General features: G+C 62.9%; 22 protein-coding genes. 12 read left to right on the top strand and 10 right to left on the bottom strand.

Translation table 11 applies throughout. The features are described from left to right. Positions 1 to 62: 62 nt before the first annotated feature. Positions 63 to 677 carry a glutathione S-transferase family protein gene (locus tag ACN9M3_RS30230; RefSeq protein WP_426165874.1) on the top strand — a complete coding sequence of 205 codons (615 nt, stop codon included), beginning with the start codon at positions 63 to 65 and terminating at the stop codon, positions 675 to 677. Continuing rightward, positions 674 to 997, top strand: a complete 324-nt coding sequence (locus tag ACN9M3_RS30225) for a DMT family transporter (protein ID WP_426165872.1) — start codon at positions 674 to 676, stop codon at positions 995 to 997. Before ACN9M3_RS30230 ends, ACN9M3_RS30225 begins: the two co-directional genes overlap by 4 nt. Before the next feature lie 118 nt (positions 998 to 1,115). On the opposite strand, the gene ACN9M3_RS30220 is transcribed toward ACN9M3_RS30225, so the two are convergent. The 3 genes from ACN9M3_RS30220 to ACN9M3_RS30210 form a co-directional block, all read right to left on the bottom strand. Beyond that, positions 1,116 to 3,278, bottom strand: coding sequence for a S46 family peptidase (locus ACN9M3_RS30220; RefSeq protein WP_426165870.1), 2,163 nt, complete (start codon positions 3,276 to 3,278; stop codon positions 1,116 to 1,118). A gap of 149 nt (positions 3,279 to 3,427) precedes the next feature. Continuing rightward, positions 3,428 to 3,679, bottom strand: coding sequence for a hypothetical protein (locus ACN9M3_RS30215; RefSeq protein WP_426165868.1), 252 nt, complete (start codon positions 3,677 to 3,679; stop codon positions 3,428 to 3,430). A gap of 214 nt (positions 3,680 to 3,893) precedes the next feature. Further along, entirely contained in the window at positions 3,894 to 4,163 is a 270-nt protein-coding gene (locus ACN9M3_RS30210) for a GlsB/YeaQ/YmgE family stress response membrane protein (protein WP_130309989.1), read from the bottom strand. Between the two features lie 132 nt (positions 4,164 to 4,295). Here ACN9M3_RS30210 and ACN9M3_RS30205 point away from each other — a divergent pair, with 132 nt between their 5' ends. Further along, positions 4,296 to 5,393, top strand: coding sequence for a hypothetical protein (locus tag ACN9M3_RS30205; protein WP_426165866.1), 1,098 nt, complete (start codon positions 4,296 to 4,298; stop codon positions 5,391 to 5,393). Between the two features lie 59 nt (positions 5,394 to 5,452). Here ACN9M3_RS30205 and ACN9M3_RS30200 read toward each other — a convergent pair whose 3' ends face one another. The 4 genes from ACN9M3_RS30200 to purB form a co-directional block, all read right to left on the bottom strand. Beyond that, positions 5,453 to 6,019: a YceI family protein gene (locus tag ACN9M3_RS30200; RefSeq protein ID WP_426165864.1), complete on the bottom strand. Its 567-nt coding sequence runs from the start codon at positions 6,017 to 6,019 to the stop codon at positions 5,453 to 5,455. A gap of 15 nt (positions 6,020 to 6,034) precedes the next feature. Then, positions 6,035 to 6,580 carry a YceI family protein gene (locus ACN9M3_RS30195; RefSeq protein WP_426319572.1) on the bottom strand — a complete coding sequence of 182 codons (546 nt, stop codon included), beginning with the start codon at positions 6,578 to 6,580 and terminating at the stop codon, positions 6,035 to 6,037. A gap of 15 nt (positions 6,581 to 6,595) precedes the next feature. Beyond that, the gene (locus ACN9M3_RS30190) at positions 6,596 to 7,120 is read right to left on the bottom strand and encodes a cytochrome b (protein WP_426319571.1); all 525 of its coding nucleotides are present in this window, start codon (positions 7,118 to 7,120) and stop codon (positions 6,596 to 6,598) included. A gap of 246 nt (positions 7,121 to 7,366) precedes the next feature. Next, complete coding sequence (gene purB, locus ACN9M3_RS30185) at positions 7,367 to 8,740, bottom strand: adenylosuccinate lyase (protein ID WP_426165860.1); 1,374 nt, start codon at positions 8,738 to 8,740, stop codon at positions 7,367 to 7,369. 133 nt (positions 8,741 to 8,873) lie between these two features. Here purB and ACN9M3_RS30180 point away from each other — a divergent pair, with 133 nt between their 5' ends. From ACN9M3_RS30180 to ACN9M3_RS30150, 7 genes are all read left to right on the top strand, one after another. Further along, positions 8,874 to 9,485 carry a glutathione S-transferase family protein gene (locus ACN9M3_RS30180; protein ID WP_426165858.1) on the top strand — a complete coding sequence of 204 codons (612 nt, stop codon included), beginning with the start codon at positions 8,874 to 8,876 and terminating at the stop codon, positions 9,483 to 9,485. Positions 9,486 to 9,497: 12 nt separating this feature from the next. After that, positions 9,498 to 10,523, top strand: coding sequence for a LacI family DNA-binding transcriptional regulator (locus ACN9M3_RS30175; protein ID WP_426319570.1), 1,026 nt, complete (start codon positions 9,498 to 9,500; stop codon positions 10,521 to 10,523). Positions 10,524 to 10,685: 162 nt separating this feature from the next. Continuing rightward, on the top strand, positions 10,686 to 13,013 hold the full coding sequence (locus ACN9M3_RS30170; protein ID WP_426319569.1) for a TonB-dependent receptor: 2,328 nt from the start codon (positions 10,686 to 10,688) through the stop codon (positions 13,011 to 13,013). Between the two features lie 13 nt (positions 13,014 to 13,026). Continuing rightward, positions 13,027 to 14,883 carry an alpha-amylase family protein gene (locus tag ACN9M3_RS30165; RefSeq protein ID WP_426319568.1) on the top strand — a complete coding sequence of 619 codons (1,857 nt, stop codon included), beginning with the start codon at positions 13,027 to 13,029 and terminating at the stop codon, positions 14,881 to 14,883. Between the two features lie 20 nt (positions 14,884 to 14,903). After that, positions 14,904 to 15,845 carry a PfkB family carbohydrate kinase gene (locus tag ACN9M3_RS30160; RefSeq protein ID WP_426319567.1) on the top strand — a complete coding sequence of 314 codons (942 nt, stop codon included), beginning with the start codon at positions 14,904 to 14,906 and terminating at the stop codon, positions 15,843 to 15,845. Further along, positions 15,842 to 17,194 (top strand): MFS transporter, encoded by a 1,353-nt coding sequence (locus ACN9M3_RS30155; RefSeq protein WP_426319566.1) that lies wholly within the window; start codon positions 15,842 to 15,844, stop codon positions 17,192 to 17,194. Before ACN9M3_RS30160 ends, ACN9M3_RS30155 begins: the two co-directional genes overlap by 4 nt. A gap of 31 nt (positions 17,195 to 17,225) precedes the next feature. After that, a complete protein-coding gene (locus ACN9M3_RS30150) occupies positions 17,226 to 18,155 on the top strand; it encodes a PfkB family carbohydrate kinase (protein WP_426319565.1) in 930 nt (309 codons plus the stop codon). On the opposite strand, the gene ACN9M3_RS30145 is transcribed toward ACN9M3_RS30150, so the two are convergent. The 3 genes from ACN9M3_RS30145 to bfr are packed head-to-tail and all read right to left on the bottom strand — an operon-like array spanning position 18,152 to position 19,529. Continuing rightward, positions 18,152 to 18,574: a VOC family protein gene (locus ACN9M3_RS30145; RefSeq protein WP_426319564.1), complete on the bottom strand. Its 423-nt coding sequence runs from the start codon at positions 18,572 to 18,574 to the stop codon at positions 18,152 to 18,154. The two genes, ACN9M3_RS30150 and ACN9M3_RS30145, sit on opposite strands and share 4 nt — an antisense overlap. Beyond that, positions 18,571 to 19,053, bottom strand: coding sequence for a helix-turn-helix domain-containing protein (locus ACN9M3_RS30140; RefSeq protein WP_426319563.1), 483 nt, complete (start codon positions 19,051 to 19,053; stop codon positions 18,571 to 18,573). The genes ACN9M3_RS30145 and ACN9M3_RS30140 overlap by 4 nt, the downstream gene beginning before the upstream one ends. After that, the gene (gene bfr / locus ACN9M3_RS30135) at positions 19,053 to 19,529 is read right to left on the bottom strand and encodes a bacterioferritin (protein WP_057261376.1); all 477 of its coding nucleotides are present in this window, start codon (positions 19,527 to 19,529) and stop codon (positions 19,053 to 19,055) included. Before bfr ends, ACN9M3_RS30140 begins: the two co-directional genes overlap by 1 nt. 156 nt (positions 19,530 to 19,685) lie before the next feature. Here bfr and ACN9M3_RS30130 point away from each other — a divergent pair, with 156 nt between their 5' ends. Both ACN9M3_RS30130 and ACN9M3_RS30125 read left to right on the top strand, forming a co-directional pair. Next, positions 19,686 to 21,980, top strand: a complete 2,295-nt coding sequence (locus ACN9M3_RS30130; protein WP_426319562.1) for a TonB-dependent receptor — start codon at positions 19,686 to 19,688, stop codon at positions 21,978 to 21,980. A 2-nt stretch (positions 21,981 to 21,982) separates the two neighbouring features. Continuing rightward, positions 21,983 to 22,663 (top strand): Fe2+-dependent dioxygenase, encoded by a 681-nt coding sequence (locus ACN9M3_RS30125; protein WP_426319561.1) that lies wholly within the window; start codon positions 21,983 to 21,985, stop codon positions 22,661 to 22,663. Positions 22,664 to 22,718 lie beyond the last annotated feature (55 nt).

The following is a 22,718-nucleotide window of genomic DNA, read 5'->3' as shown; positions in this document are numbered from 1 at the left end:
AATTTTAATGCGTTTTTGCGGGGCCTACACTGGACTCCATCAAAACACGAAAGGAGCCGACCATGCTGACCCTGTACACCGCCGACACGCCCAACGGGCAAAAGATCACCATCGCCCTGGAAGAACTGGGCCTGCCGCACAAGGTTCACCATGTGAACCTGTCCGCGGGCGAGCAGCACCAGCCGCCGTTCAGCGCCATGAGCCCGAACCACAAGATTCCGCTGCTGGTGGACGACACCACGCCGGTCTTCGAATCGGGCGCGATCCTGATCCACCTGGCCGACAAGGCCGGCAAGCTGCTGCCGGCCTCCGGCGTGGAGCGCAGCGTGGCGCTGCAATGGCTGTTCCTGCAGGTGGGACATATCGGGCCGATGCTAGGGCAGTTGTGGTTCTTCCGCCATGGCGTTGCCAAGGGAAGTCCGCGCAACGAGCAGGCGCTGGAACGCTACGGCCGCGAGACCTTGCGCTTGCTGGGTGTGTTCGAAGAACGCCTGCACGACAAGGCCTTCCTGGCGGGCGACGAATATACGATTGCCGATATTGCCAGCTTCCCGTGGATACGCTCGCACCACGAACTGGGCGTCACGCTGGCTGATTTCCCGGCGGTGGCGGATTGGGTCGAGCGCATAGGCGCGCGGCCGGCCGTGCAGCGCGGCCTGGCCGCAGCAAAGCCATGATTGCCGCATGGGGCCTGTTGCTGGCAGCGGCGCTAGTGGACATCGCCATGGCCGTAGCGCTCAAGCACGCCGAAGGCTGGACCCGGCTCTGGCCCAGCCTCTTCGGCCTGGCATTCGCCAACGGCGCGATCGTGCTGCTGGCGATGGCCCTGCGCCAACTGCCGGTCGGCACAGCGTTTGCGGTCTTTACGGGAATTGGAGCGGCAGGCGCCGCCCTGGTAGGAATCGTCGCCTACGGCGAAAGTGCCACACCGTTGCGGCTGTTGCTAATCGCCGCCATCATCGCCAGCATCGCCGGCCTCAAGCTCACAAACGGCTGAGCCCGTGTCACACCATGGGGTCACACCCCGAGAGTGACACGGGCTCAGCCGTGTAATGCTTGTGTTCGTGTCACACTTGGGGTGTGACCCCAAGGTGTGACACGAGCTGGGCCGTGGATTACTCGGCGTTCATTTCCTTGAGCAGGTTGTCGGCCTTGTCGATGTACTTCATGTTCCACAGCATGTAGCGCAGGTCGACCTGGATGTCGCGGGTCTTGGCTTTGTTGAAGTCCCAGTCCGAGATGATCGAGTCGAGCGTGCCGTCGAACGCCAGGCCTACCAGCTCGGCTTTCGAGTTCAGCGCGGCGGAACCGGAGTTGCCGCCGGTGATGTCCAGCGTGGCCAGGAAGTTCACCGGCACCGACTTCAGCTTGGGATCGACGTATTTGCCGAACTGCTTCTTGTTGATCGCGTCGAGCTGCGCTTGCGGGGCGTTGAACTCGCCTTCGCCGGTGGCCTTGGCTTTCACGCCTGCCACGGTGGTGAAGGCGGACCAGCCGGTGGTGCCGTCAGCGCCTTCCGCGCGGCTGGCGATCTTGCCGAACGTCACCCGCAGGGTGCTGTTCGCGTCAGGATATACCGCCTGGCCTTTCGAATTCATGAAGGCGATCTTGGCCTTCATGTAGTTCGCGTAGGACTGCTGGATCTTGCCGGCCAGTTCTTCGCTGGCGGCTTCCTGCTTCATGCCTTCGTCGTACAGTGCCACGGCTGCCTTGATGAAGGCATCGTCGCTGGCCTTGAAGTCTTCCGGCTTCTTGCCCAGCCAGGAGGCGCGGAACTCGCCGTCTTCCAGCTTGGAGCCGGCGTACAGCTTGTCCAGCGCCGCCGACAGTTCGGCTTCGCTCATGCCGGCCTTGATGCCCAGCACGGAGTCGAATACAGCGTTGTGCTCCGCCGCCGGCTGTGCGTTGTATTGCTTCAGGTTGTTCAGCACGATCGCCTTGTCGACCTTGGCCACATACGTCTTGTTGACGCCTTTGACGGATTGCTCGATGCGCTTGACGTCGCGTTCCTGGTAGCCGGCTTTGCGGTCGGCGTTAGGCTTGGTGCTTTCGTTGGCCAGGCGGTACATCGCACGCGCCACGGTCAGCATGGCTGGCGAGGAGCGGTCGTAGAAGAAGTCGCGCTTGTTCTCGGCGTCGCGCTGGGCGATCAGCTTTTCCACGGCTTCCAGGTCGGCGCCGAAGCTTGCCTTGCGCTTGGCGTCGGCGTTTACCCATGCCTTCAGTGCTGCGTGTTCGGCGGTCTTGCGCTCGAGGACATCGCTGCCTTCGTAGCTGTTCAACATGCCCTTGCGGTTCTTGTAGTAGTTGTTGATGTTGGCGACGCGGCCGGCTACCTTCAGGGCCGCATCGCGGTCGCCCTTGGTTTCGCGGTCGATGATGGCCAGGGTCTCGTTCGAGTTCTGGATGAAGGCCGGGTATTCGAAGCCGAAGGTGTTCGACACTTCGGACGGCAGGCGGTGGCGGTTGGTGCGGCCAGGGTAGCCCAGCACCATCACGAAGTCGCCTTCCTTCACGCCTTCCTTCGCCAGCTTCAGGAACGACTTGGGCTGGTAAGGCACGTTGTCCTTGGAGTAGTCGGCGGCCTTGCCGTCCTTGCTCACGTAGGCGCGGTAGAAGCCGTAGTCGCCGGTGTGGCGCGGCCACATCCAGTTGTCGGTGTCGCCGCCGAATTTGCCGACGCCGGCTGCCGGCGCGTGCACCAGGCGCACGTCGCGGATTTCCAACTGCTTGATCTGGTAGAACTCCAGGCCGCCGTAGAAGGACGACACTGTGCAGCGGTGGCCTTCATCCTTTTCGCATTCCGCTACCAGGGCCTTCTGGTTCTTCTCGATCGCGTCCACGCGCGCCTTGCCCTGCAGCTTGGCCACTTCCGGGGTGATGATCTTGTCGGTGACGTTCAGCACTTCCTTGGTCACGAACACGCGGCTGCCCGGCGCGGCCGGCAGTTCCTGGTCGAGGCTGTGCGCCACGAAGCCGTTGGCCAGCAGGTCGCGTTCCTTGGTCGAGTTGACCGCCACGCTGTTGTACACGCAGTGGTGGTTGGTCACGACCAGGCCCTGCGGCGACACGAAGGACGCGGAGCAGCCGCCCAGGCTGACAATGGCGTTCATCGGGAACTCGGTCAGCTTGGTCAGCGAGGCTGGGTCCAGCTTCAGGCCGGCGGCTTTCAGTTGCTTGGCTACTTGTGGTAGTTGCTGCGGCATCCACATGCCTTCGTCTGCGAAAGCTGCGGAGGTGGTGCTCAGGACGGCGAGCGCGAGGAGTGATTTTTTCATGGATCTTGAATTGGTTGTTGTAGCGGCCTTTGTTGCAGGCGCCCTAGAGTATCGGCACGGCAGCGCCTGGCGTCAACACCAAAAAAGCGGCCCAAAACTGAAGAAAATTTGCCGGGATGTTGAATTGTTGCGCTGCGGCATTGGTTGTATCAGCGCAAGTGGAGGTAGAGTTCGGTGGCTAGCGTCGAGAGCCAGGAGGTAAGGATCAGGATCGTCAGGCGGTCGAATTTGCGATCCATTCGCGCAATCAGCTCATCGTGGCGCCGCCGCCCTTCCGCATTCAGGGCATCGCTGCGTGCTAGCTGATGTTCAAATTTCGCTTCGCCCTGCGCGTGCTCGGCATCCATCCGGGCTAACTGGCGCTCGTATTTCGCGTCGGCCTGCACTTGCGCAGCATCCATCCGCTTCAGGATGTCTCGAAATTGCTCCCGAGTAAGTTCTGTCCATCAAGCGCTTTTTCGACATTGCTGATACGGTCATGCTCCGTCGGTCCCTGTGCCATCGCAGCCTCCCTTGTTATTGGTGCTGCGTTGGACGCCTGATACCACGGGAAGTTCCGCGAAGGCGAAAAAAAAGCCAGCGCCGCAGCGCTGGCCTGTGAGGAATCTTTACGCCCTATCTGACCCGTCCGCGGAAGACCAGGTTCACGATCGCCAGCAGGATCACCGCCCCGAGGAACGAGACCGCCAGCGACAGTACGCTGAAATCGTCCGTATTGATGGTGCCTGTTCCGAATAGCGGCGACAACAGCCAGCCGCCCAGGAGCGCGCCGACGATACCGACCACCACGTTGAGGAACATGCCCTGTTGCGCGTCCGTTTTCATGACCAGGCTGGCCAGCCAGCCCAGGATGCCGCCAATCACAATCCAGATAATGAAGTTCATATCCGCCCCCCTTATTGTTGATGATTCCAGTGTAGGACATGCGCGGACGGATATTCCGTGCGCGAACGTACAGATATGCAGGGCGCTGCGGCCTATCGTGTCCGGGACTCATGCAAAAAAGGGGGAATTCCCATGAACACTGCAGACAAGCAATCCCGCATGGTGACCGGCCTGTTTCGTGACCGCAACAGCGCCGAGCGTGCCTGGCAGCACGCCACCTCCCGCGGTTACGGCAAGGACGACATCAACGTCGTCATGAGCGACGATACCCGCCAGCGCTATTTCAGCGGCGAGCCGGGTACGGAGCTGGGTTCGAAAGCAGGGGAAGGCGCCGGCATTGGCGCCAGCGTTGGCGGTGCGATCGGCGCCGCCCTCGCTGCCGTGGCGGCCATGGGCACCACCCTGGTGCTGCCCGGCCTTGGCGTCGTGGTGGCTGGTCCGCTGGCAGCCGCGCTGGCAGGCGCCGGCGCTGGCGGCGTGGCCGGCGGCCTGGTGGGCGCCCTGATCGGCGCCGGCATCCCTGAAGAACGCATCAAGCACTATGAAGAAGGCATCCGCTCCGGCGGCATCCTGATGGGCGTGCATACGCGCGATTCGGTCGACGCGGCCGATATTGAAAGCGCGTGGAAAGAGAGTGAAGGCGAGCACGTGGTGGGCGTCGGCGTCGGCACCACCGGCGGCGCGCTGGCTGGCGCTGCTGCCGGCTCACCTGCGGGCCTGCCGGGCATGGTGGCCGGCGCCGTGATCGGCGGCGTAGCGGGCGCCTTTGTCGGCAAGGGGACGGCGGAAATCGTCAACCCGAAAGCGGAGGACGATGAGGATGACCACAACCTCGCCACCGGCGTCGGTGCGGGCGGCGGAGCGGCAGCCGGCATTGCAGCCGGTGCGGCGGCCGGGCCGGTCGGCATGGCTGCGGGCGGCGCCATCGGCGCGCTGGCAGGCGGCATGGCAGGCCAGGGCATCGGCACCCTGCTCAACCCGAGCGAAGAACGGGTCTACTGGCAGGACCACTACCGCAACGAAGCCTACTTCAACCCGACCTTCGACTACGACGATTACGAGCCAGCCTACATGCTCGGCTACACCGCACGCCAACGCTATCGCGGCACGTGGGAGGAGCTGAAAGACCAGCTGGAACGTGACTGGGAAACGGTGAAGGGCAAATCGCGCATGGCATGGGAACACGCCAGGGATGCGGTGCGCGCGGCCTACGAGCGGGAACTCCCGTAACGGCCGCGTTCGTGTCACACCATGGGGTCAGGCTCTCGGGTGTGACACGGGCTGGAGTATTAGTCGGCCTTGATGGCTTCGACCTGGATTGCCAGCTTCACTTCGGGAGCGAAGGCTGGGGTGGCGTAGTTCAGGCCGAAGTCGGTGCGCTTGAATTCAGCCGAGGCGTCGGCGCCGCAGACTTCGCGCTTGTAGCGCGGGTGCATGATGCACTTGAACTTGTTGACCTTCAGGGTCACCGGCTTGGTCACGCCCAGCATGGTCAGTTCGCCTTCCACGGCTACCAGCTGGTCGCCTTCGAATTTGAAGTTCTTGCCCTTGTAGGTCACGGTCGGGAATTTCTCGACGTTGAACATGTCAGGCGACTTGGCGTGGGTGTTCATCTTGTCCATGCCGAAATCGATCGAGGCCGCGTCAATGGTGATGTCCATGCTGCCGGTCTTGGCGGCGAGGTCCATCTGGATGGTGCCGCTGGTCTTGTCGAACTTGCCGCGCCATACCGACAGGCCCATGTGGTCGGCTTCAAAGCTTGGGAAGGTATGGGTCGGGTCGATGTTGTAGGTCGCGGCGTTGGCGGCAACAGCGGATACGGCCAGCAGGGCGGCGGTCAGGAACTTCAGTTTCATGGTGTCTCCAGGGGGTTATTGAGCAACTACGTGGAACTTGATGGTCACTTCGTCAGCAACCATGCCGGTGTCTTTCCATTCGCCTTCACCAACGTTGAAGGCCAGGCGCTTGATCGGCAGCGCGCCGTCGAACACTTGCTTGCCGCCGTCGGCTTTGACAGTGATCGGGAAGGTGACGTCGGCGGCCTTGCCCTTGATGGTCAGCTTGCCGCTGACATTCAGCTTGCCCGGGCCGGCGCTTTTGATTGCGGTCGAGACAAAGGTGGCTTTAGGGAACTGGGCCGCGTTGAACCAGTCTTTCTTGGCCACTTCGGCGTTCATCTCGGCTTCGCCCAGGTCCAGGCTGGCGGTTTCGATTTCGACCGTGGCCTTGGAAGTGTCCGGCGCGGCAGCGTTGTAGTCGATGACAATATTGTGCTTCTTGAACTTCGATTCGATCGGCACGTTCATTTGCTTGAACACGGCCGATACGCTGCTCTTGGCAGGATCGGCTTTCAGGACTGCGGCGCTGGCTGCAGCCGCCACGGCCAGCAGGGCGGCCAGTAATACGCTTTTCTTCATGGGTGTGGCTCCAGGTTATGGCAGCATGCGCTTGAGCAGGCCGTCCTTGTCGATGAATTGGTGTTTCAGCGCTGCGCCGATATGGCCGATGACGACGGCGGCAAGCAGCATGTTCAGCCAGTAATGTACCGGTTTCAGGATTGCCTTGAGGGCCGGGCTGGCTTCAAACAGCGATGGGATCTTGAACAGGCCGAGGTAGACCACCGGCACGCCGGCGGCCGTGGTGTACAGGTAGCCGGAAATCGGCACGGCGAACATCAGGAAGTAGAGGAACCAGTGGCCGGCTTCGGCGGCCTTCACCTGGCTCTGGCTCATGGAGCGGGGGAAGGCGGGTGGTTGCTGCTTCAGGCGCCACAGCAGGCGGCCGGCAGCCAGGGCGAGCACGGTAATGCCCATCCATTTGTGCCAGGAATAGTATTTGAGCTTGGTCGGGGTCAGGCCGGGGATGTCGGTCATCACCAGGCCGAGAATGAACGCGGCTACGATCAGCAGGGCGATCAGCCAGTGCAGCGCGATAGCAGTTCGTGTGTAGCGTTCCATTGTGACCCTTGGTAGATAGTACGTGTTAGGACTAATATACCAGAGGGTAACTTAACTTGCTTACAGCTTCCTTAAAACCGGAAAGTCTGGGTCTGACCCGCAGGGTCAGACCCAGACTGCGCAACGGCCGCGGGATTGGTTCTGGGCCTTTGACTTTTTGAGAAGGTCAAGAGCCTGGAACCAACCCCGTTGGCCGTGAGGTCATTCTGGGTCTGACCCTGTGGGTCAGACCCGGGTTTACCGGTTTTAAATGGCCTTAGCCAAGGAAGCAGCAATACCGGTGTAATTCGCCGGCGTCATCGCCAGCAGATGATCCTTGGCATCCTGGGGAATCGCCAGGCCGCCAATGAACTCACGCAGCGCTTCCCTGGTAATGCCCTTGCCGCGAGTCAGTTCCTTCAGCTGCTCATACGGATTCTCGATGCCATAACGGCGCATCACAGTCTGCACCGGCTCCGCCAGCACTTCCCACGACGCATCCAGGTCGGCTTCCAGGCGGGCAGGATTCACTTCCAGCTTGTTCAGGCCGCGCAGGCACGAGTCATAAGCCAGCAGGGTGTAGCCGAAACCGACACCGATATTACGCAGCACGGTCGAATCGGTCAGGTCACGCTGCATGCGCGACACCGGCAGCTTCTCAGACAGGTGCTTCAGAACAGCGTTAGCCAGGCCCAGGTTGCCTTCCGAGTTTTCGAAGTCGATCGGGTTGACCTTGTGCGGCATGGTGGAGGAACCGATTTCACCGGCCTTCAGCTTCTGCTTGAAGTAGCCCAGCGACACATACGTCCAGATATCACGGTTCAGGTCCAGCAGGATGGTGTTGGCGCGGGCGAAGGCGTCGAACAGCTCGGCCATGTAGTCGTGCGGCTCGATCTGGATGGTGTACGGGTTGAACACCAGGCCCAGGCGCTGCTCGATCACGTTCCTGGAGAACGCCGGCCAGTCGAACGATGGGTAGGCAGACAGGTGGGCGTTGTAGTTGCCGACGGCGCCGTTCATCTTGCCCAGGATTTCCACCTTGGCGATGCGCTCGATGGCGCGCTGCAGGCGGGCGATCACGTTGGCGAATTCCTTGCCCAGGGTGGTCGGGCTGGCGGTCTGGCCGTGGGTGCGGCTCAGCATCGGCAGCTCGGCGTTGGCGTGGGCGATTTCCTTCAGGCGGGCCACCAGGCCGTTCAGGGCCGGCACCATCACGCCGTCGCGGGCGGCTTTCAGCATCATGCCGTGCGAGGTGTTGTTGATGTCTTCCGAGGTGCAGGCAAAGTGAATGAACTCGGAGGCGGCCACCAGCTCAGGCACGTCCTTTACTTTTTCCTTCAGCCAGTACTCCACCGCCTTCACGTCATGGTTGGTGACGGCTTCGATTTCCTTGATGCGGGCGGCATCGGCTTCGGTGAACTCGGCAGCCAGCTTGTCCAGCAGGGCGGTGCCGGCCGCGGAAAACGGCTTGATTTCGGCGAAACCGGCCAGCGACAGCGCTTGCAGCCACGCGATTTCGACCTTCACACGGTGGTGCATGAAGCCGGATTCGGACAGGATCGGGCGCAGCTTGTCGGTTTTCGAAGCATAACGGCCGTCCAGCGGGGACAGGGCCGACAGGGTGGAGTAAGGAGTTGTCATGATAATGCAGGGAAGGGAGGCGGGAAAAAACAGGATTTTACCATTGGCCGGTCGTCGTCCTCCCGCCACTACGCTGCGCCTGCTATCGGGGCGCGATGCTATACTGTTGTCTAATTCTCCACTTTCAGCACCTATGAAACTAATCGGTTCTCTCGCCAGCCCTTATGTACGCAAGGTTCGTGTCGTCCTGGCGGAAAAAAAACTCGACTATCAACTGGAACTGGAAAACGTCTGGGCGCCCGACACCACCATCCAGAAACTGAATCCTCTCGGCAAAGTGCCTTGCCTGATCATGGAAGACGGCTACGCGATGCAGGATTCGCGCGTGATCGTCGAGTACCTGGATTCCGTGTCGCCGGTGTCGAAGCTGCTGCCACCGAATGGCCGCGAGCGCGCCAACATCAAGTGCTGGGAAGCGCTGGCAGACGGGGTGCTGGATGCCGCGGTGCTGATGCGCCTCGAGCGCAACCAGCGCCCGCCCGAACAGCAGAGCGAAACCTGGATTGCGCGCCAGATGCAAAAGGTGGAACTGGGCCTGGCGTCGATGTCCGAGCGCCTGGATGACGATCCTTGGTGTGCCGGCAACCATTATTCGCTGGCCGACGTTGCCGTGGGCTGCTGCCTGGGCTGGCTGAGCTTCCGTTTCCCGGATATCGACTGGCGCGGCAAGCATCCTAACCTGGGCCGCCTGTACGACAAGCTGTCCGAGCGCCAATCCTTCAAAGACACCGTCCCGCAGGCGTAAGCGCCGCCCCGCATGGCAGCCAAGCCACCGTCCCAGGAACGCCTGCAGATGGCGGACATCGCCCGCCTGGCGGGGGTGTCCACCTCCACCGTGTCGCGTGCTCTGGCCGGCAGCAAGCTGGTTAACGAGGAGACGCGCACCCGCATCATGGAGCTGGCGCGTTCGCTCAAGTACACCATCAACGTCGGCGCACAGAACCTGCGCCTGAAACAGAACCGCTCAGTGGCCGTGGTGGTGCCATCCGATGCCAAGGTGCACCAGAGCCTTTCCGATCCCTTCTTCCTGTCGATGATCGGCTCCCTGGCCGATGCGCTGACGGAGCAGGGTTTCGACATGCTGCTGTCGCGCGTGGATGCGGAGCAGCTCGACTCCGCCGCCACGCCGTTCGATACGGGCCGCGTGATCGGCATCATCCTGATCGGCCAGTGGGGCCACCACGACCAGTTGAACGAAATGGCGGCGCGCCATGTGCCGCTGGTGGTGTGGGGGGCGCAGATGCCGCAGCAGCTGTATTGCACCGTCGGCGGCGATAACCTGAGCGGCGGCCGCCTGGCTGCCGAGCATTTGCTGGCCGAGGGCCGGCGCCGCATTGCCTTCTTCGGCGATACGCGCCTGCCGGAAGTCGAGCAGCGCTACCGCGGCTATTGCGCGGCCTTGCAGGCGGCCGGCATCGCGCTCGATCCCGAGCTGTGCGTGGCGGCTTCCTTCCTGCCGGAAGGCGGGCGCGAGGCGGTGGCGGAACTGGCGCGGCGCGGCGTGCAGTACGACGCGGTGTTTGCCTGTTCCGACTTGCTGGGCATGATGACCATTAACGCCTTGCGCGAGCAGGGCCGCTCGGTGCCGGGCGATGTGGCTGTCGTCGGCTATGACGATATCGAGCTCTCTTCCTACTTCCATCCTCCCCTGACCTCGGTGCGCCAGCCCGTGCGCGACGCGGGGCGCGCCATGGTGGCAGCCCTGCTGGCACAGACCGAGGGCCAGGCGGCCCGCTCGATTGAACTTCCCACCTCCTTGATCCAGCGCGCCAGCTCGCGCTGATTGCAACCGTTTGCATTGCGCACAGCACTGGCGCACGAGCGTTCTGCAAATAATCTTTGCAATCGATTGCAATTTGCAAAAAGCTGATGAATAATGAGGCATCTGCAGATAAACAGACGCGGCCAGATGGCCGATGAATAAGCCCGATCAACGGAGGAGACAATGGTTTTACGTACAGCCCAGCGTGGCTGCATGGCTGCTGCCATCGCTGCTGCATTCGCCCACCCCGCCTATTCCCAGGAAGCTGCGCCGCAGCCAGCCCACGCCGACGACCAGGCGCCAGCGCCAGTGTCTGCTGCCGCGGCGCCAGCCGATGGCTTGAAGCTGGAGCGCGTGGTGGTCACCGGCACCGCCAGCCGCAGTTCCAAGATGCGCTCCAGTATCTCGGTCAGTACCATGGAGTCGGAAGCGATTTCCCTGTCCGCCCCGACCAGCGCCGCTGAAGTGCTGCGCTCCGTGCCCGGCGTACGCGCCGAGTCCTCAGGCGGCGAGGGCAATGCCAACATCACCGTGCGCGGCGTGCCGATTTCTGCCGGCGGTGCGCGCTATGTGCAGATGCAGGAAGACGGCCTGCCCGTGCTGCAGTCGGGCGACTTCAACTTCATCACGCCGGACAGCTTTGTGAAGATCGACGGTTCGCTGGACCACCTGGAAGTGGTGCGCGGCGGCTCGGCCTCGACCCTGGCCACCAACTCGCCGGGCGGCATCATCAACTTCATCAGCAAGACCGGCGAACAGCAGGGCGGCAATATCGGCATCCAGCGCGGCCTGGGTTACGACGAAACGCGCTACGACTTCGACTACGGCGGCCGCCTGGCGGAAAAGACCCGCTTCTTCATCGGCGGCCATTACCGCAGCGGCGAAGGCCAGCGCAACACCGGCATGAACACGGAAGAAGGTGGGCAGATCCGCGGCAACATTACGCAGGAACTGTCGAACGGCTGGATCAGGCTATCCTTCAAGCACCTGGACGACAAGGCGCCGACTGCGCTGCCGGTGCCGGTGCGCGTCACCAATGGCCGCATCAGCGAAATCCCCGGCATCGATCCGCGCGACACCACGTTCTACTCGCCCTACTGGACGCGCGATATCTCGCTGACCAAGGAAAACGGCAAGGCATCGAGCAATGTCAACGACGGCCTGCGCGTCAAGAGCGACAGCTTTGGCATCGCTGCTTCGTTCGACCTTGGCAACGGCATTACCTTGAGCGACAGCTTCCGCAAATCGAACAATAGCGGCCGCTTCCTCGGCGTTTTCCCAGCCAATAACGGCGTGGCCGGCAATTACGTGATCGCCACCGGCCCGGACAAGGGCAAGGCCTACAACGGCATGGCCTTCTCCGCCGTGGTGTTCAACACCTCGATCGACAACGCCGACAATACCCTGAACGACCTGAAACTGGCCAAGACCTTGGCCATCAACGGCGGCAAGCTGACCACCACCGGCGGCCTGTACACCTCGCTGCAGAAACTGGGCCTGACGTGGAACTTCAACGAATACCTGATGCAGCTCACCGGCGACAAGCCCGCCTTGCTGCAGACCGCGTCGGCCACGCCCGGCTATGTCGGCCCGGCCTTTGGCGGCTGCTGCATGCGCGCGGTCGACATGGAATACAAGCTGCTCTCGCCTTACCTGAACGTGGGCTGGGAAAAAGGCCCGCTGAACTTTGACGCCAGCGTGCGCCAGGATCGCCAGCGCGCCAACGGTACGGCCAATATCGCCACCAATGGCCTGGCCTACGAACCGGCCAACGAGCAACTGGTCGACTACAAGATCCACCACACATCGTACTCGGTGGGCGGCAACTACCAGCTTAATCGCGACCTGGCGCTGTTTGCCCGCGTCAGCGACGGCGTGGCTTTCAATGCGGACCGCATCCTGTTCGGCACGCCGCTCGATGGCAGCGCGCCGATCAACATCAATACCGTGCGCCAGGTGGAAGGCGGGGTGAAATGGCGTTCCGGCAGCGCCAGTGCGTTCCTGACGCTGTTCCGGGCCAAGACCGACGAATCGAACTTCGAAGCGACGACGCAGATCAGCACCGCCAACCGTTACGACGCCAAGGGCGCGGAGCTGGAAGCGGCATGGAGCCTGGGCGACTTCCGCATCAACGGCGGCTTGACCTGGACCGATGCCGAGATCGTTGGGGCGGCCGCGGGCCAGGAATCCACCATCGGCCATACGCCGCGCCGCCAGGCCCGCATCACCTACCAGATCGCGCCTAGCTACAATGCCGGCCCGTTGACCGTGGGCGGCAGCCTGGTGGGCACTGGCCGCTCGTGGGCGGACGATGCCAACACCATCGACATGCCGGCCTTCCGTACCGTGAACCTGTTCGCACGCTACCAGTTCAACTCGCAACTGAGCCTGTCGCTGAGCGTCAACAACCTGTTCAACAAGATCGGCTACACCGAGGTTGAGGGCGATGGCCATGCCGCGCGTTCGATCGGCGGCCGCGCCGTGAAGATGGGCCTGAACTACTCCTTCTGACCTGGAAACCGCAATGCCGATGTCTTCATCCTTCCACCATCTGTTCGAAGTCTTGCCGGAGGGGCGCCGTGCGCAAGCCGAGCGCCGCTATGCGGAGCATGCGCCGGCGCTGCACGGTTGCCTGCATGCGCTGTATGGACGCACTCCGGGCTTCGAGCTGTGGTATGGCCGCCTGCTGTCTACCGTAGCGGAGCTGCTCGCCGCACGCAGCCCGGCGCTGGCGGCGCTTGACGCCGAACGCGCTGCACAGCCAGCCTGGTTCCTCGGGCAGCAGATGCTGGGCTATTGCGCCTACGTCGACCGCCTTGGCGGCGACCTGCGCGGCGTCGCAAGGCGCATTCCGCACCTGCAGGAACTGGGCGTGCGCTACCTGCACCTGCTGCCTTTCCTGAAGATGCGCAAAGGCGAGAATGACGGCGGCTTTGCGGTAGCCAGTTTCGAAGAAGTGGAGCCGCGCTTCGGCAACAATGCCGACCTCGAGGCGCTGACGGAAAGCCTGCGCGCGGCAGGCATCAGCCTGTGCTCGGATTTCATCCTGAACCATGTGGCGGACGACCATCCGTGGGCGCTGGGCGCCCGCGCTGGCGACCAGCGCCTGCGCGGCTATTTCCACCTGTTCCCGGACCGCGTGCTGCCGGACCGTTACGAAAAGACGCTGGGCCAGGTCTTCCCTCAGGCGGCGCCCGGCAATTTCACCGAAGTGCCGGCAGCAGGCGGCTGGGCATGGACCACCTTCTATCCCTACCAGTGGGACTTGAACTGGTCCAACCCGGAAGTATTCGCCGAGATGGCCTCGACGCTGCTGCGCCTGGCAAACCGCGGGATCGAAGTATTCCGTCTCGATTCCACGGCGTTCCTGTGGAAGCGGGAAGGCACCAACTGCATGAACCAGCCGGAGGCGCACCTGATCCTGCAGGCCCTGCGTGCCCTGGCCTCCATCGCCGCGCCGGGTGTGCTGTTGAAAGCGGAGGCGATCGTGCCGATGCGCGAGCTGCCGGCCTACTTCGGCCAGGCTGCGCAACCGGAATGCCATATCGCTTACCACAGCAGCCTGATGGCGGCAGCCTGGGGCTCGCTGGCGGAGCAGGACGCAGCACTGGTGCGCAAGGTGGTCGAAGGCACGCCGCCGCTGCCGCCGCACGCAAGCTGGCTCAGTTACGTGCGCTGCCATGACGATATCGGCTGGAACGTCCTGCGCGCGGAAGCCTCGGAGACGGGCGACCCGCAAGCGCGCCTTGCCGCGATCTCGCGCTTCTTCGCGGGTGACGGCGGCAGCTACGCACGGGGCGAAGCCTTCCAGAGCAGCGATCCACGCGCCGCGCATGGCAGCAACGGCATGGCGGCGAGCCTCGTCGGCCTCGAAGGAGCGGCCGATGACGAAAGTGAGGGGCTGGCCTTGCGGCGCCTGATGCTGCTGCACGGACTGGCGCTGAGCTTTGGCGCGCTGCCGGTGCTGTTCATGGGGGACGAACTCGGACAGGTCAATGACTACAGCTTCCGCCAGCGGCCGGATCGCGCAATGGACAGCCGCTGGCTGCAGCGCCCAGCATTCGATGAGGAGCGACTGGCGCAACGTCACGAGGCCAATACGCAGGCCGGCCGCGTCTACGCCGCACTGCGCTCGCTGGTGGCAGCTCGCCAGCGCTTGCCGGCGTTGGCGGCAGGCGAGCCGCGCTCGCTGCTTTCGTCGGCACCGTCAGTGCTGGCGCTGCAGCGCGGCCCGGCCTTCCTCGCGCTATACAATTTCTCGGGCAAGCCGCAGCAGTTCGCGCTGCAAGGCCAATGGACCGACGCCATCGAGCGCGGCACGCTGTCCGGGGAGATCACATTGGCGCCATGGGCCATGTATTGGCTCGAGCGCGATCACTGAAAAACAAGATGGAGACAGCCATGTGTGTGGCAATGTTCGGCGAAGCCCTCGTCGATGATTTCGGCAGCGAGCAGGTGGTCGGCGGCGCGCCTTTCAACGCGGCGCGCAACCTGGCCGCCCTGGGCACGCCGGCCCTGATGATCACCCGCATCGGCCAGGACGCCAACGGCGCCGCCGTGCGCGCAGAGTTCGAGCGCTACGGCATGCCGCAATGGGGCTTGCAGACCGATCCCGCCTGGCCGACCGGCCGTGTTGTCGTGGAACGCGGACTGCAAGGCCATGCCTTCCACATCCTCCCAGGCCAGGCCTATGACCATATCGATGCCGCCTGCGCACGCGCCGCGTTCGAGCCGGCCAGGCCGCAGGTGCTGTACTTCGGCACCCTGGCCCAGCGCCACCTGACTTCGCGCACTGCGCTGATCGAACTGCTGGAAGCCAGCCAGGCGACCCGCTACCTCGACCTGAACCTGCGCGAAGGCCAGTACACCGAGCGCAGCGTCTATGAATCGCTGCGCCACGCCGACATCCTGAAAGTCAACGAAGACGAACTGGCGGCCTTGCTGGCCTGGTATGCGCCGGATGGTCCGCGCCTGGTAAAGGCACATGATCCGGAGTTGCCACCGGCGTGCTCCCTGCTGATCGAAAAATTCGGCCTGCAGGCAATGGTCGTCACGCTCGGCCCGCGCGGCGCGATGTATATTGGCGCAGACGGCCGGGTAATTCGCGAGCATGGCAACGAAGAGCCGTACAAGCTGGTCGACACGGTGGGCGCCGGCGATGCTTTCTCCGCCGTCTTCCTGCACGGCCATGTGCAAGGCTGGGACCTGGCGCTGACCATGGCGCGCGCCAACGCCTTTGCCGGCGCCGTATGCAGCCTGTCCGGCGCAGTACCGCAGGACCTGGCATTTTACGAACCATGGACCCAGCGCTGGCAGGCCGCAGCGGAAGGAGCCACGCGATGATGCAGCACAAACCGCATCTGTCGTTCCGGCAGATCGTCAACATGAACATCGGCTTCTTCGGCATCCAGTTCAGCTTCGGACTGCAGCAGAGCAGCATGAGCCCGATCTACAAATACCTGGGCGCCGATGAAGCCAGCCTGCCTTACCTGTGGCTGGCCGGGCCCGTCACCGGCCTGCTGGTGCAACCCGTCATTGGCGCCCTGAGCGACCGCACCGTCTCGCGCTGGGGACGCCGCACGCCGTACTTCCTGATCGGCGCCCTGATTTGCAGCCTGGGCCTGCTGGCCATGCCTTTCAGCCCTGTGCTGTGGATGGCCGCCGGCCTGCTGTGGATACTCGATGCGGCCAACAACGTGACGATGGAACCGTACCGCGCCTTCGTCAGCGACCGCCTGGCAGTGCGCCAGCATTCGCTTGGCTTCCTGACCCAGAGCGCATTCACGGGACTGGGGCAGACGCTGGCCTACCTCACGCCCTCGATCCTGGTTTACCTCGGCACCAGCCGCGACGCCGTCAACAGCCACCACATTCCCTACACCGTGATCGGCGCCTTCCTGCTGGGGGCCGTCTTCTCGATCGCCTCGGTGCTGTGGAGCTGCTGGAGCACGCCGGAATTGCCCCTGTCGGCGCAGGAAGAAGCGGAACTGCGCGCGAAACCCACCGGCTGGCGCCACACCCTGCAGGAAATCGCCGAAGCGCTGCGCGACATGCCGCCCACCATGAAGCAACTGGCCGTGGTCAAGCTGTTCCAGTGGTACGCCATGTTCTGCTACTGGCAATACATCATGCTGGCGCTGGCGTCTTCGATCTACAAGACTTCCGATCCGGCATCGGCCGGGTTCCGCGAGGCGGGCCTGCTGAACGGGCAGGTGGGCGCTTTCTACAACTTCGTCGCCTTCCTTGCCGCCTTTGCGCTGGTGCCGTTCACGCGCCGCTTCGGCCCGAAAATCACGCACAGCCTCTGCCTGGCGGCTGCCGGCATCGGCATGCTCAGCATTCCGTTGATCCGAGAACCGCTGCAATTGCTGTGGCCCATGCTGGGCATCGGCCTGGCCTGGGCCAGCATCATGGGCAATCCCTACGTGATGCTGGCAGGCAGCATTCCGCCCGAACGCACCGGGGTGTACATGGGCATCTTCAATATGTTTATCGTGATTCCGATGATCATCCAGATTTTCACCTTGCCACTGTATTACCGCAGTTTGCTGCACGGCGAGCCAGCGAACGTGGTGCGCCTGGCCGGTGCGCTGCTGCTGTGCGCCGCTGTGGCCGTGCTGTTCGTCAAGCTGCGCGCTGTGCGACCGCTGTCCGACACTGCTCCGCGCCAGGAAGCGGTTTTGCTAAAATAGCCCGAGCCGATCAACGTGGGGGAGGGCAGCGATGTCAGAGCGAATACTGGTATTTGGCGAAGCCCTGCTGGACGACTTTGGCGAACAGCAGATCGTCGGCGGCGCCCCCTTCAACGTGGCGCGCAACCTGGCTGCGCTGGGCTTGCCGGCGCTGATGGTGACGCGCGTCGGCAATGACCGTTACGGCGACCAGGTGCGCGAGGCGTTTGCAGGCTTTGGCATGAGCACGGAGGGCTTGCAGCACGGCCCGCAGCCGACCGGCCGCGTGCTCGTGGAGCGCGATGGCAAAGGCGGCCACCGCTTCCACATCCTGGCTGAACAGGCTTATGACCATATCGAAGCGGCAGCCGCGGTAGACGTGATGCGCGCCTTCTCCCCCGACACCGTGTATTTCGGGACACTGGCCCAACGCGACCCGACTTCGCGCGCTGCGCTCAACGCGGTGCTGGACTGCGCCAGCGAGGCTGAACATTTCCTTGACCTGAACTTGCGCGACGGGGTGGATGAAGCAGTGGTGTTTTCCGCGCTGCAGCGGGCCGACACCGTCAAGGTCAATGAGGATGAATTGCAGGCATTGTTCTCCTGGTACTGTCACACCTGTCCTGACACGGTAGACATGGACTGCGCCGCCGTCGAAGCGGAAGCACGTGCCATCATGCACAACTTTTCCATCCAGGGCTTGCTGGTCACGCTGGGCGAGCGCGGCGCCATGTACTTTGGCGCCGAGGGTTCGCGCGTGGTCGACCACCAGGCGGTCATGCCATCCCGGTTCGTCGATTCGGTGGGGGCGGGCGATGCGTTTTCCGCCGTATTCCTGACGGGACGGGCACGCGGCTGGGAGACGCCGCAGATCCTGGAGCGCGCCAACGCGTTCGCCGGCGCAGTGTGCGGCATCGCGGGCGCGGTGTCGCCGGATCCGGCGTTCTACGCGCCTTGGCGCACAGCCTGGGGCCTGGCTTAAGCCGCTGCCGCCTTGCGGCGGGTCTGGATCATCTTCCAGCCGTTGCCGGACGGGTCGCGGAAGCCCGCATCCACCGTGCCGTAGCGCTCTACCGGCTCCTGGTTGAATTCCACGCCTTTCTGGTGCAGCTTGTCGTAGGCGGCGAAACAATCGTCCACTTCCAGCACCATCGGCGGCATCGCGCCCTTGGCCACCAATGCGTTCAGCGCCTGCGCGGTTGCCGCATCATGGACAGGTGGACCTGGCACGTAGAGGCCGAGCTGGAACGATGGCTGGTCAGGATGCTGCACGGTCAGCCAGCGGTAGTCGCCGTTGCGCACGTCGGTATGGACCTTGAAGCCGAGCTTGTCGACATAGAAAGCCAGCGCTTCATCCTGGTCACGAACATACAGGCCGACGGTTTGAATACCTTGAGTCATGGGGTGGTCTCCTTTAAGTGAGACTCCATTGTAGGGACGCTCTCCTGGCGTCGCTTCTCCGAAACTGCCATTGTGAGGTCGGGCCGGTGCGCGGCGCTGAGCACGCAGGCCGGCACCCGTCCGGCTTGCGCAGCCTCGGCGCGGACCTGTTCCCGGATGTCGCCCGGGTTCTTGCCGGTGATGTCGCGGAAGGTGCGCCCGAACGTGCCGATGCTGTTCCAGCCGGTCGAGTAGGCGATATCGGTGATGGGCAGGTCGGTTTCGCGCAGCAGCGTCACGGCGCGCTCGATGCGGCGCGTGAGCAGGTAGCGGTGGGGTGGGAGGCCGAAAGCCTCCTTGAAAGAGCGGGCGAAGTGAGTTGCAGAAACGCAGCTCACTTCCGCCAGGCGGCTTACCGGCCATTCCTCTTGCGAGGCGGCGTCCATCTTGTCTTTGGCGCGCAGCAGGCGCCGCAAGAGTTCCGGACTTTGTCCGGGCATTACTCGGCTTCCGACATCTGCGATTGCAGATAGTTCTGGATGCCGATCTTGCCGATCAGGTCGATCTGGGTTTCCAGCCATTCGATGTGCTCCTCGGTATCCTTGAGGATATCCAGCAGCAGGTCGCGCGACACGTAGTCGCCGACTTTCTCGGATTGCGCAATGCCTTCCTTGATGGTCACATGCGCACCTTTTTCCAGCTTCAGGTCGGCAGCCAGCATTTCTTCGGTGTTCTCGCCGATCAGCAGCTTGTGCAGCGCTTGCAGGTTCGGCAGGCCGTCCAGCATCAGGATGCGGTCGATCAGGCGGTCGGCATGCTTCATCTCGCCGATCGACTCGTCGTACTCTTTCTTGCCCAGCTTGTCGAAGCCCCAGTGACGGTACATGCGCGCATGCAGGAAGTACTGGTTAATCGCTGTCAGCTCGTTGGTCAGCTGCGCATTGAGCAGACGGATAACGTCTTTGTCGCCCTTCATGGGGTTTCCTTCTTGTTTGGTTGGGAATAATGGCATTTTGCCACGAAGCAGGGCTCCCACCTAATCATGAGGGCAACATAGGATTGCTAACGACATTGCTAATGTAAATGAAAACAATTATCATTTGCGTTTTATCCCAACAATTCAGAGTTGTCCATGTCTTACATTAAGAGCCGCAAGCACGCGCCAGCTACGCTCGCCGCCATCGCCGCCACCCTGGTGATGCCTGTAGCGCAAGCCGAGACCAACACCGCTGCACCAGAGCAGAAAATGCAGGAAGTGGTCGTTACCGGCCAGAATGGCAGCGATTTCCAGGTTAAGAAATCGGCATCCGACAAATTCACCGCCCCGCTGCTGGATACCCCGAAATCGGTGACCGTGATCCCGACCGAGGTGATTTCCCAGACCGGCGCCACCTCCCTGACCGATGCGCTGCGCACCGTGCCGGGCATCACCGTCGGCGCTGCCGAAGGCGGCCAGCCAGTGGGCGACAACCTGTTCATCCGCGGCTACAACGCACAGACCGACACCTATATCGACGGCATCCGCGACAGCGGCTCCCAGTCGCGCGAAATCTTCGCGCTGGAGCAGATCGAAGTCGTGAAAGGCCCGAATTCCGCATACGGCGGCCGCTCGTCCGCTGGCGGCGGCATCAATATGGTTTCCAAGACCGCCAAGGCGGAAACCTTCAGTAACGCCAGCGTTGGCCTGGGTACCGCGAAATATCGCCGTGTGACCGCCGACGTGAACCGCATGATCGGCGATAACGCCGCCGTGCGCCTGAACCTGATGGGCCATGAAAACCACGTTGCTGGCCATCACGATGAGATTTACAGCGACCGCTGGGGCTTTGCGCCAAGCGTGGCCTTCGGCCTGACCGGTCCGACCAAAGTCAACCTGAGCTACTACCATTACAAGTCGAGTGAGCTGCCGGACGCCGGCGTGCCATTCGACAATCCGTTCACCACCGGCGCGAACGTGGCCAAGAACGGCGTCGGCAAGCCAGTCAACGTGCCAAGCGAGACCTTTTACGGCCTGGTCGACCGCGACTTCCGCGACACCAAGTCCGACATCGGCACCATCGACATCAAGCACGAATTCAGCAGCGGCCTGGCCTTCCGCAACGTGACCCGTTACGGCAAGACCGGCAATGAATACGTCTACACCCTGCCGGACGACTCCAAGGGCAACGTGGTGCTGTATGGCACCGTATGGCGCCGCCACAACAGCCGCAATGCGGAAACCGAGTCGCTGGCCAATGCGTCCAGCCTGACCGGCTCCCTGATTGCAGCAGGCGTCAAGCACAGCTTCACCGCCGGCGTGGAAGTGAGCCGCGAAGTGACCGAGCGCGCGACCTATAACTTCACCCCGGGCACCAACAACCCGCTGACCAAGACCACCACCTGCCCTACCGCAGGCGCGGAAACCTTGTACAACTGCACAACCTTGTCCAACCCGAACCCGTACGATCCATGGACCGTCGGCCAGGTACGCAGCGTGGCGCCGAACGACACCAAGGTGCACACCAACACCCGCTCGGTCTACGGCTTCGACACCATCGAGTTCAACCCGCAGTGGTTGCTGAACGTAGGTGTGCGCTGGGACGAGTTCCGCACCGGCCTGCACACCAACGCCAACACCGCCGCCACCCCGGTTGTGGCTGCGATTGACGCGGAAAACAAGTCCAGCTTCGCCAACTACCAGGCGGGCCTGGTGTACAAGCCAGCAGCCAACAGCAGCATCTACGTGTCGTACGGCACCTCGTCCACTCCTCCGGGCAACGACGGCGGCGATGGCGTGGACGCGCTGTCCACCTCGGTACAGAACCTGAAGCCGCAGGACAGCAAGAACTTCGAACTGGGCACCAAGTGGGAAATTCTGGCACGCAAGCTGTCCGTCAGCGGCGCCATCTTCTCCAGCAAGATGAACAACGCCCGCGTGACCAACGTGGATGGCACCACCCAGAACGTCGGCAAGAAATCCGTCAAGGGCTTTGAGCTGGGCGTGAGCGGCGCACTGACCAGCAACTGGCAGGTCTTCGGCGGCTACACCTGGCTCGATTCCGAAGTTGAGGACAACGGCTTTGTTAACGTCGGCACCACCGCCAAGCCGGTGTATGCTGCATCCCCGTTCAACGGCAACGCCTTCCCGGCAACGCCAAAGCAGAGCGCTTCGCTGTGGACTTCGTACACGATCATGCAAGGCCTGGTCATTGGCGGCGGCGTGAATGCAGTGTCGAAGGTATGGAGCAACGTCAACAACACCAAGTTCGTGCCGGGCTACACCCGCTACGACGCGATGGCGAGCTATGATGTGAACAAGAATATCAGCCTGCAGTTGAACATCCAGAACCTGACGGACAAGCTGTATTACGACAAGGTCGGCTCCAACCATTATGCCGGTGTTGGCGTGGGCCGTACCGCAATCCTGACTGCGAACTTCCGCTACTGATCATGATGCTGCATATCCCCGGCGTGCTGACGCCGGAGCAAGTCAAACTCTTCCGCCAACGCCTGGCGGCCGCCGAATGGATCGACGGCCGCGCCAGCGTGGGATCGCAGGGGGCGCAAGTCAAGCGCAACCGCCAGATCGCGGAAGGGACGCCGCTGGCGCTGGAACTCGGGGATATCATCATCAAGGCGCTGGCGAAAAACCCGCTGTTCTATTCGGCGGCGCTGCCGCTGAAGATTCTGCCGCCGTATTTCAACAGCTACACAGGCGGTGAGACATATGGCCTGCATATCGATGGCGCGATCCGACATATGGCGGGTTCGGCGGACGTGATGCGTTCGGACGTTTCCACCACCGTGTTCCTGTCCGATCCCGAAGAGTATGAAGGCGGCGAGCTGACAGTGATGGACAGCTACGGTGCACACGAGGTCAAGCTGCCGGCGGGCGATGCGATCATCTATCCGGCCAGCAGCGTGCATCGCGTGAATCCGGTGACTGCCGGCGAGCGTGTGGCGTCTTTCCTGTGGACGCAGTCGATGGTGCGCGACGACTGGAAGCGCACCATGCTGTTCGAGCTGGACCAGAATATCCAGAAGCTGCGCGCTTCGCATGGCGATGACGAGGCCACTGTCGGCCTGGCGGGGCATTATCACAACCTGTTGCGGATGTGGGCTGACCTTTAAACCGGTAAACCAGTGTCTGACCCGCAGGGTCAGACACTGAAACGCAAACGCCGCC

The organism is Pseudoduganella sp. R-43, from assembly GCF_049913255.1.
GTDB lineage: Bacteria > Pseudomonadota > Gammaproteobacteria > Burkholderiales > Burkholderiaceae_D > Rugamonas.
Note: the sequence above shows the minus strand (reverse complement) of the source record. Positions and strands in the feature narration are given on the sequence as shown.

Coding starts and splice junctions, on each gene's coding strand:
- ACN9M3_RS30145 (WP_426319564.1), bottom strand. CDS start 18,574: ATGACTCAAGGTATTCAAACCGTCGGCCTGTATGTTCGTGACCAGGAT.
- ACN9M3_RS30210 (WP_130309989.1), bottom strand. CDS start 4,163: ATGAACTTCATTATCTGGATTGTGATTGGCGGCATCCTGGGCTGGCTG.
- bfr (WP_057261376.1), bottom strand. CDS start 19,529: ATGAAGGGCGACAAAGACGTTATCCGTCTGCTCAATGCGCAGCTGACC.
- ACN9M3_RS30160 (WP_426319567.1), top strand. CDS start 14,904: ATGTGTGTGGCAATGTTCGGCGAAGCCCTCGTCGATGATTTCGGCAGC.
- ACN9M3_RS30180 (WP_426165858.1), top strand. CDS start 8,874: ATGAAACTAATCGGTTCTCTCGCCAGCCCTTATGTACGCAAGGTTCGT.
- ACN9M3_RS30205 (WP_426165866.1), top strand. CDS start 4,296: ATGAACACTGCAGACAAGCAATCCCGCATGGTGACCGGCCTGTTTCGT.
- ACN9M3_RS30125 (WP_426319561.1), top strand. CDS start 21,983: ATGATGCTGCATATCCCCGGCGTGCTGACGCCGGAGCAAGTCAAACTC.
- ACN9M3_RS30140 (WP_426319563.1), bottom strand. CDS start 19,053: ATGCCCGGACAAAGTCCGGAACTCTTGCGGCGCCTGCTGCGCGCCAAA.
- ACN9M3_RS30215 (WP_426165868.1), bottom strand. CDS start 3,679: ATGGATGCTGCGCAAGTGCAGGCCGACGCGAAATACGAGCGCCAGTTA.
- ACN9M3_RS30190 (WP_426319571.1), bottom strand. CDS start 7,120: ATGGAACGCTACACACGAACTGCTATCGCGCTGCACTGGCTGATCGCC.
- ACN9M3_RS30170 (WP_426319569.1), top strand. CDS start 10,686: ATGGTTTTACGTACAGCCCAGCGTGGCTGCATGGCTGCTGCCATCGCT.
- ACN9M3_RS30150 (WP_426319565.1), top strand. CDS start 17,226: ATGTCAGAGCGAATACTGGTATTTGGCGAAGCCCTGCTGGACGACTTT.
- ACN9M3_RS30130 (WP_426319562.1), top strand. CDS start 19,686: ATGTCTTACATTAAGAGCCGCAAGCACGCGCCAGCTACGCTCGCCGCC.
- ACN9M3_RS30220 (WP_426165870.1), bottom strand. CDS start 3,278: ATGAAAAAATCACTCCTCGCGCTCGCCGTCCTGAGCACCACCTCCGCA.
- purB (WP_426165860.1), bottom strand. CDS start 8,740: ATGACAACTCCTTACTCCACCCTGTCGGCCCTGTCCCCGCTGGACGGC.
- ACN9M3_RS30225 (WP_426165872.1), top strand. CDS start 674: ATGATTGCCGCATGGGGCCTGTTGCTGGCAGCGGCGCTAGTGGACATC.
- ACN9M3_RS30175 (WP_426319570.1), top strand. CDS start 9,498: ATGGCAGCCAAGCCACCGTCCCAGGAACGCCTGCAGATGGCGGACATC.
- ACN9M3_RS30200 (WP_426165864.1), bottom strand. CDS start 6,019: ATGAAACTGAAGTTCCTGACCGCCGCCCTGCTGGCCGTATCCGCTGTT.
- ACN9M3_RS30195 (WP_426319572.1), bottom strand. CDS start 6,580: ATGAAGAAAAGCGTATTACTGGCCGCCCTGCTGGCCGTGGCGGCTGCA.
- ACN9M3_RS30165 (WP_426319568.1), top strand. CDS start 13,027: ATGCCGATGTCTTCATCCTTCCACCATCTGTTCGAAGTCTTGCCGGAG.
- ACN9M3_RS30230 (WP_426165874.1), top strand. CDS start 63: ATGCTGACCCTGTACACCGCCGACACGCCCAACGGGCAAAAGATCACC.
- ACN9M3_RS30155 (WP_426319566.1), top strand. CDS start 15,842: ATGATGCAGCACAAACCGCATCTGTCGTTCCGGCAGATCGTCAACATG.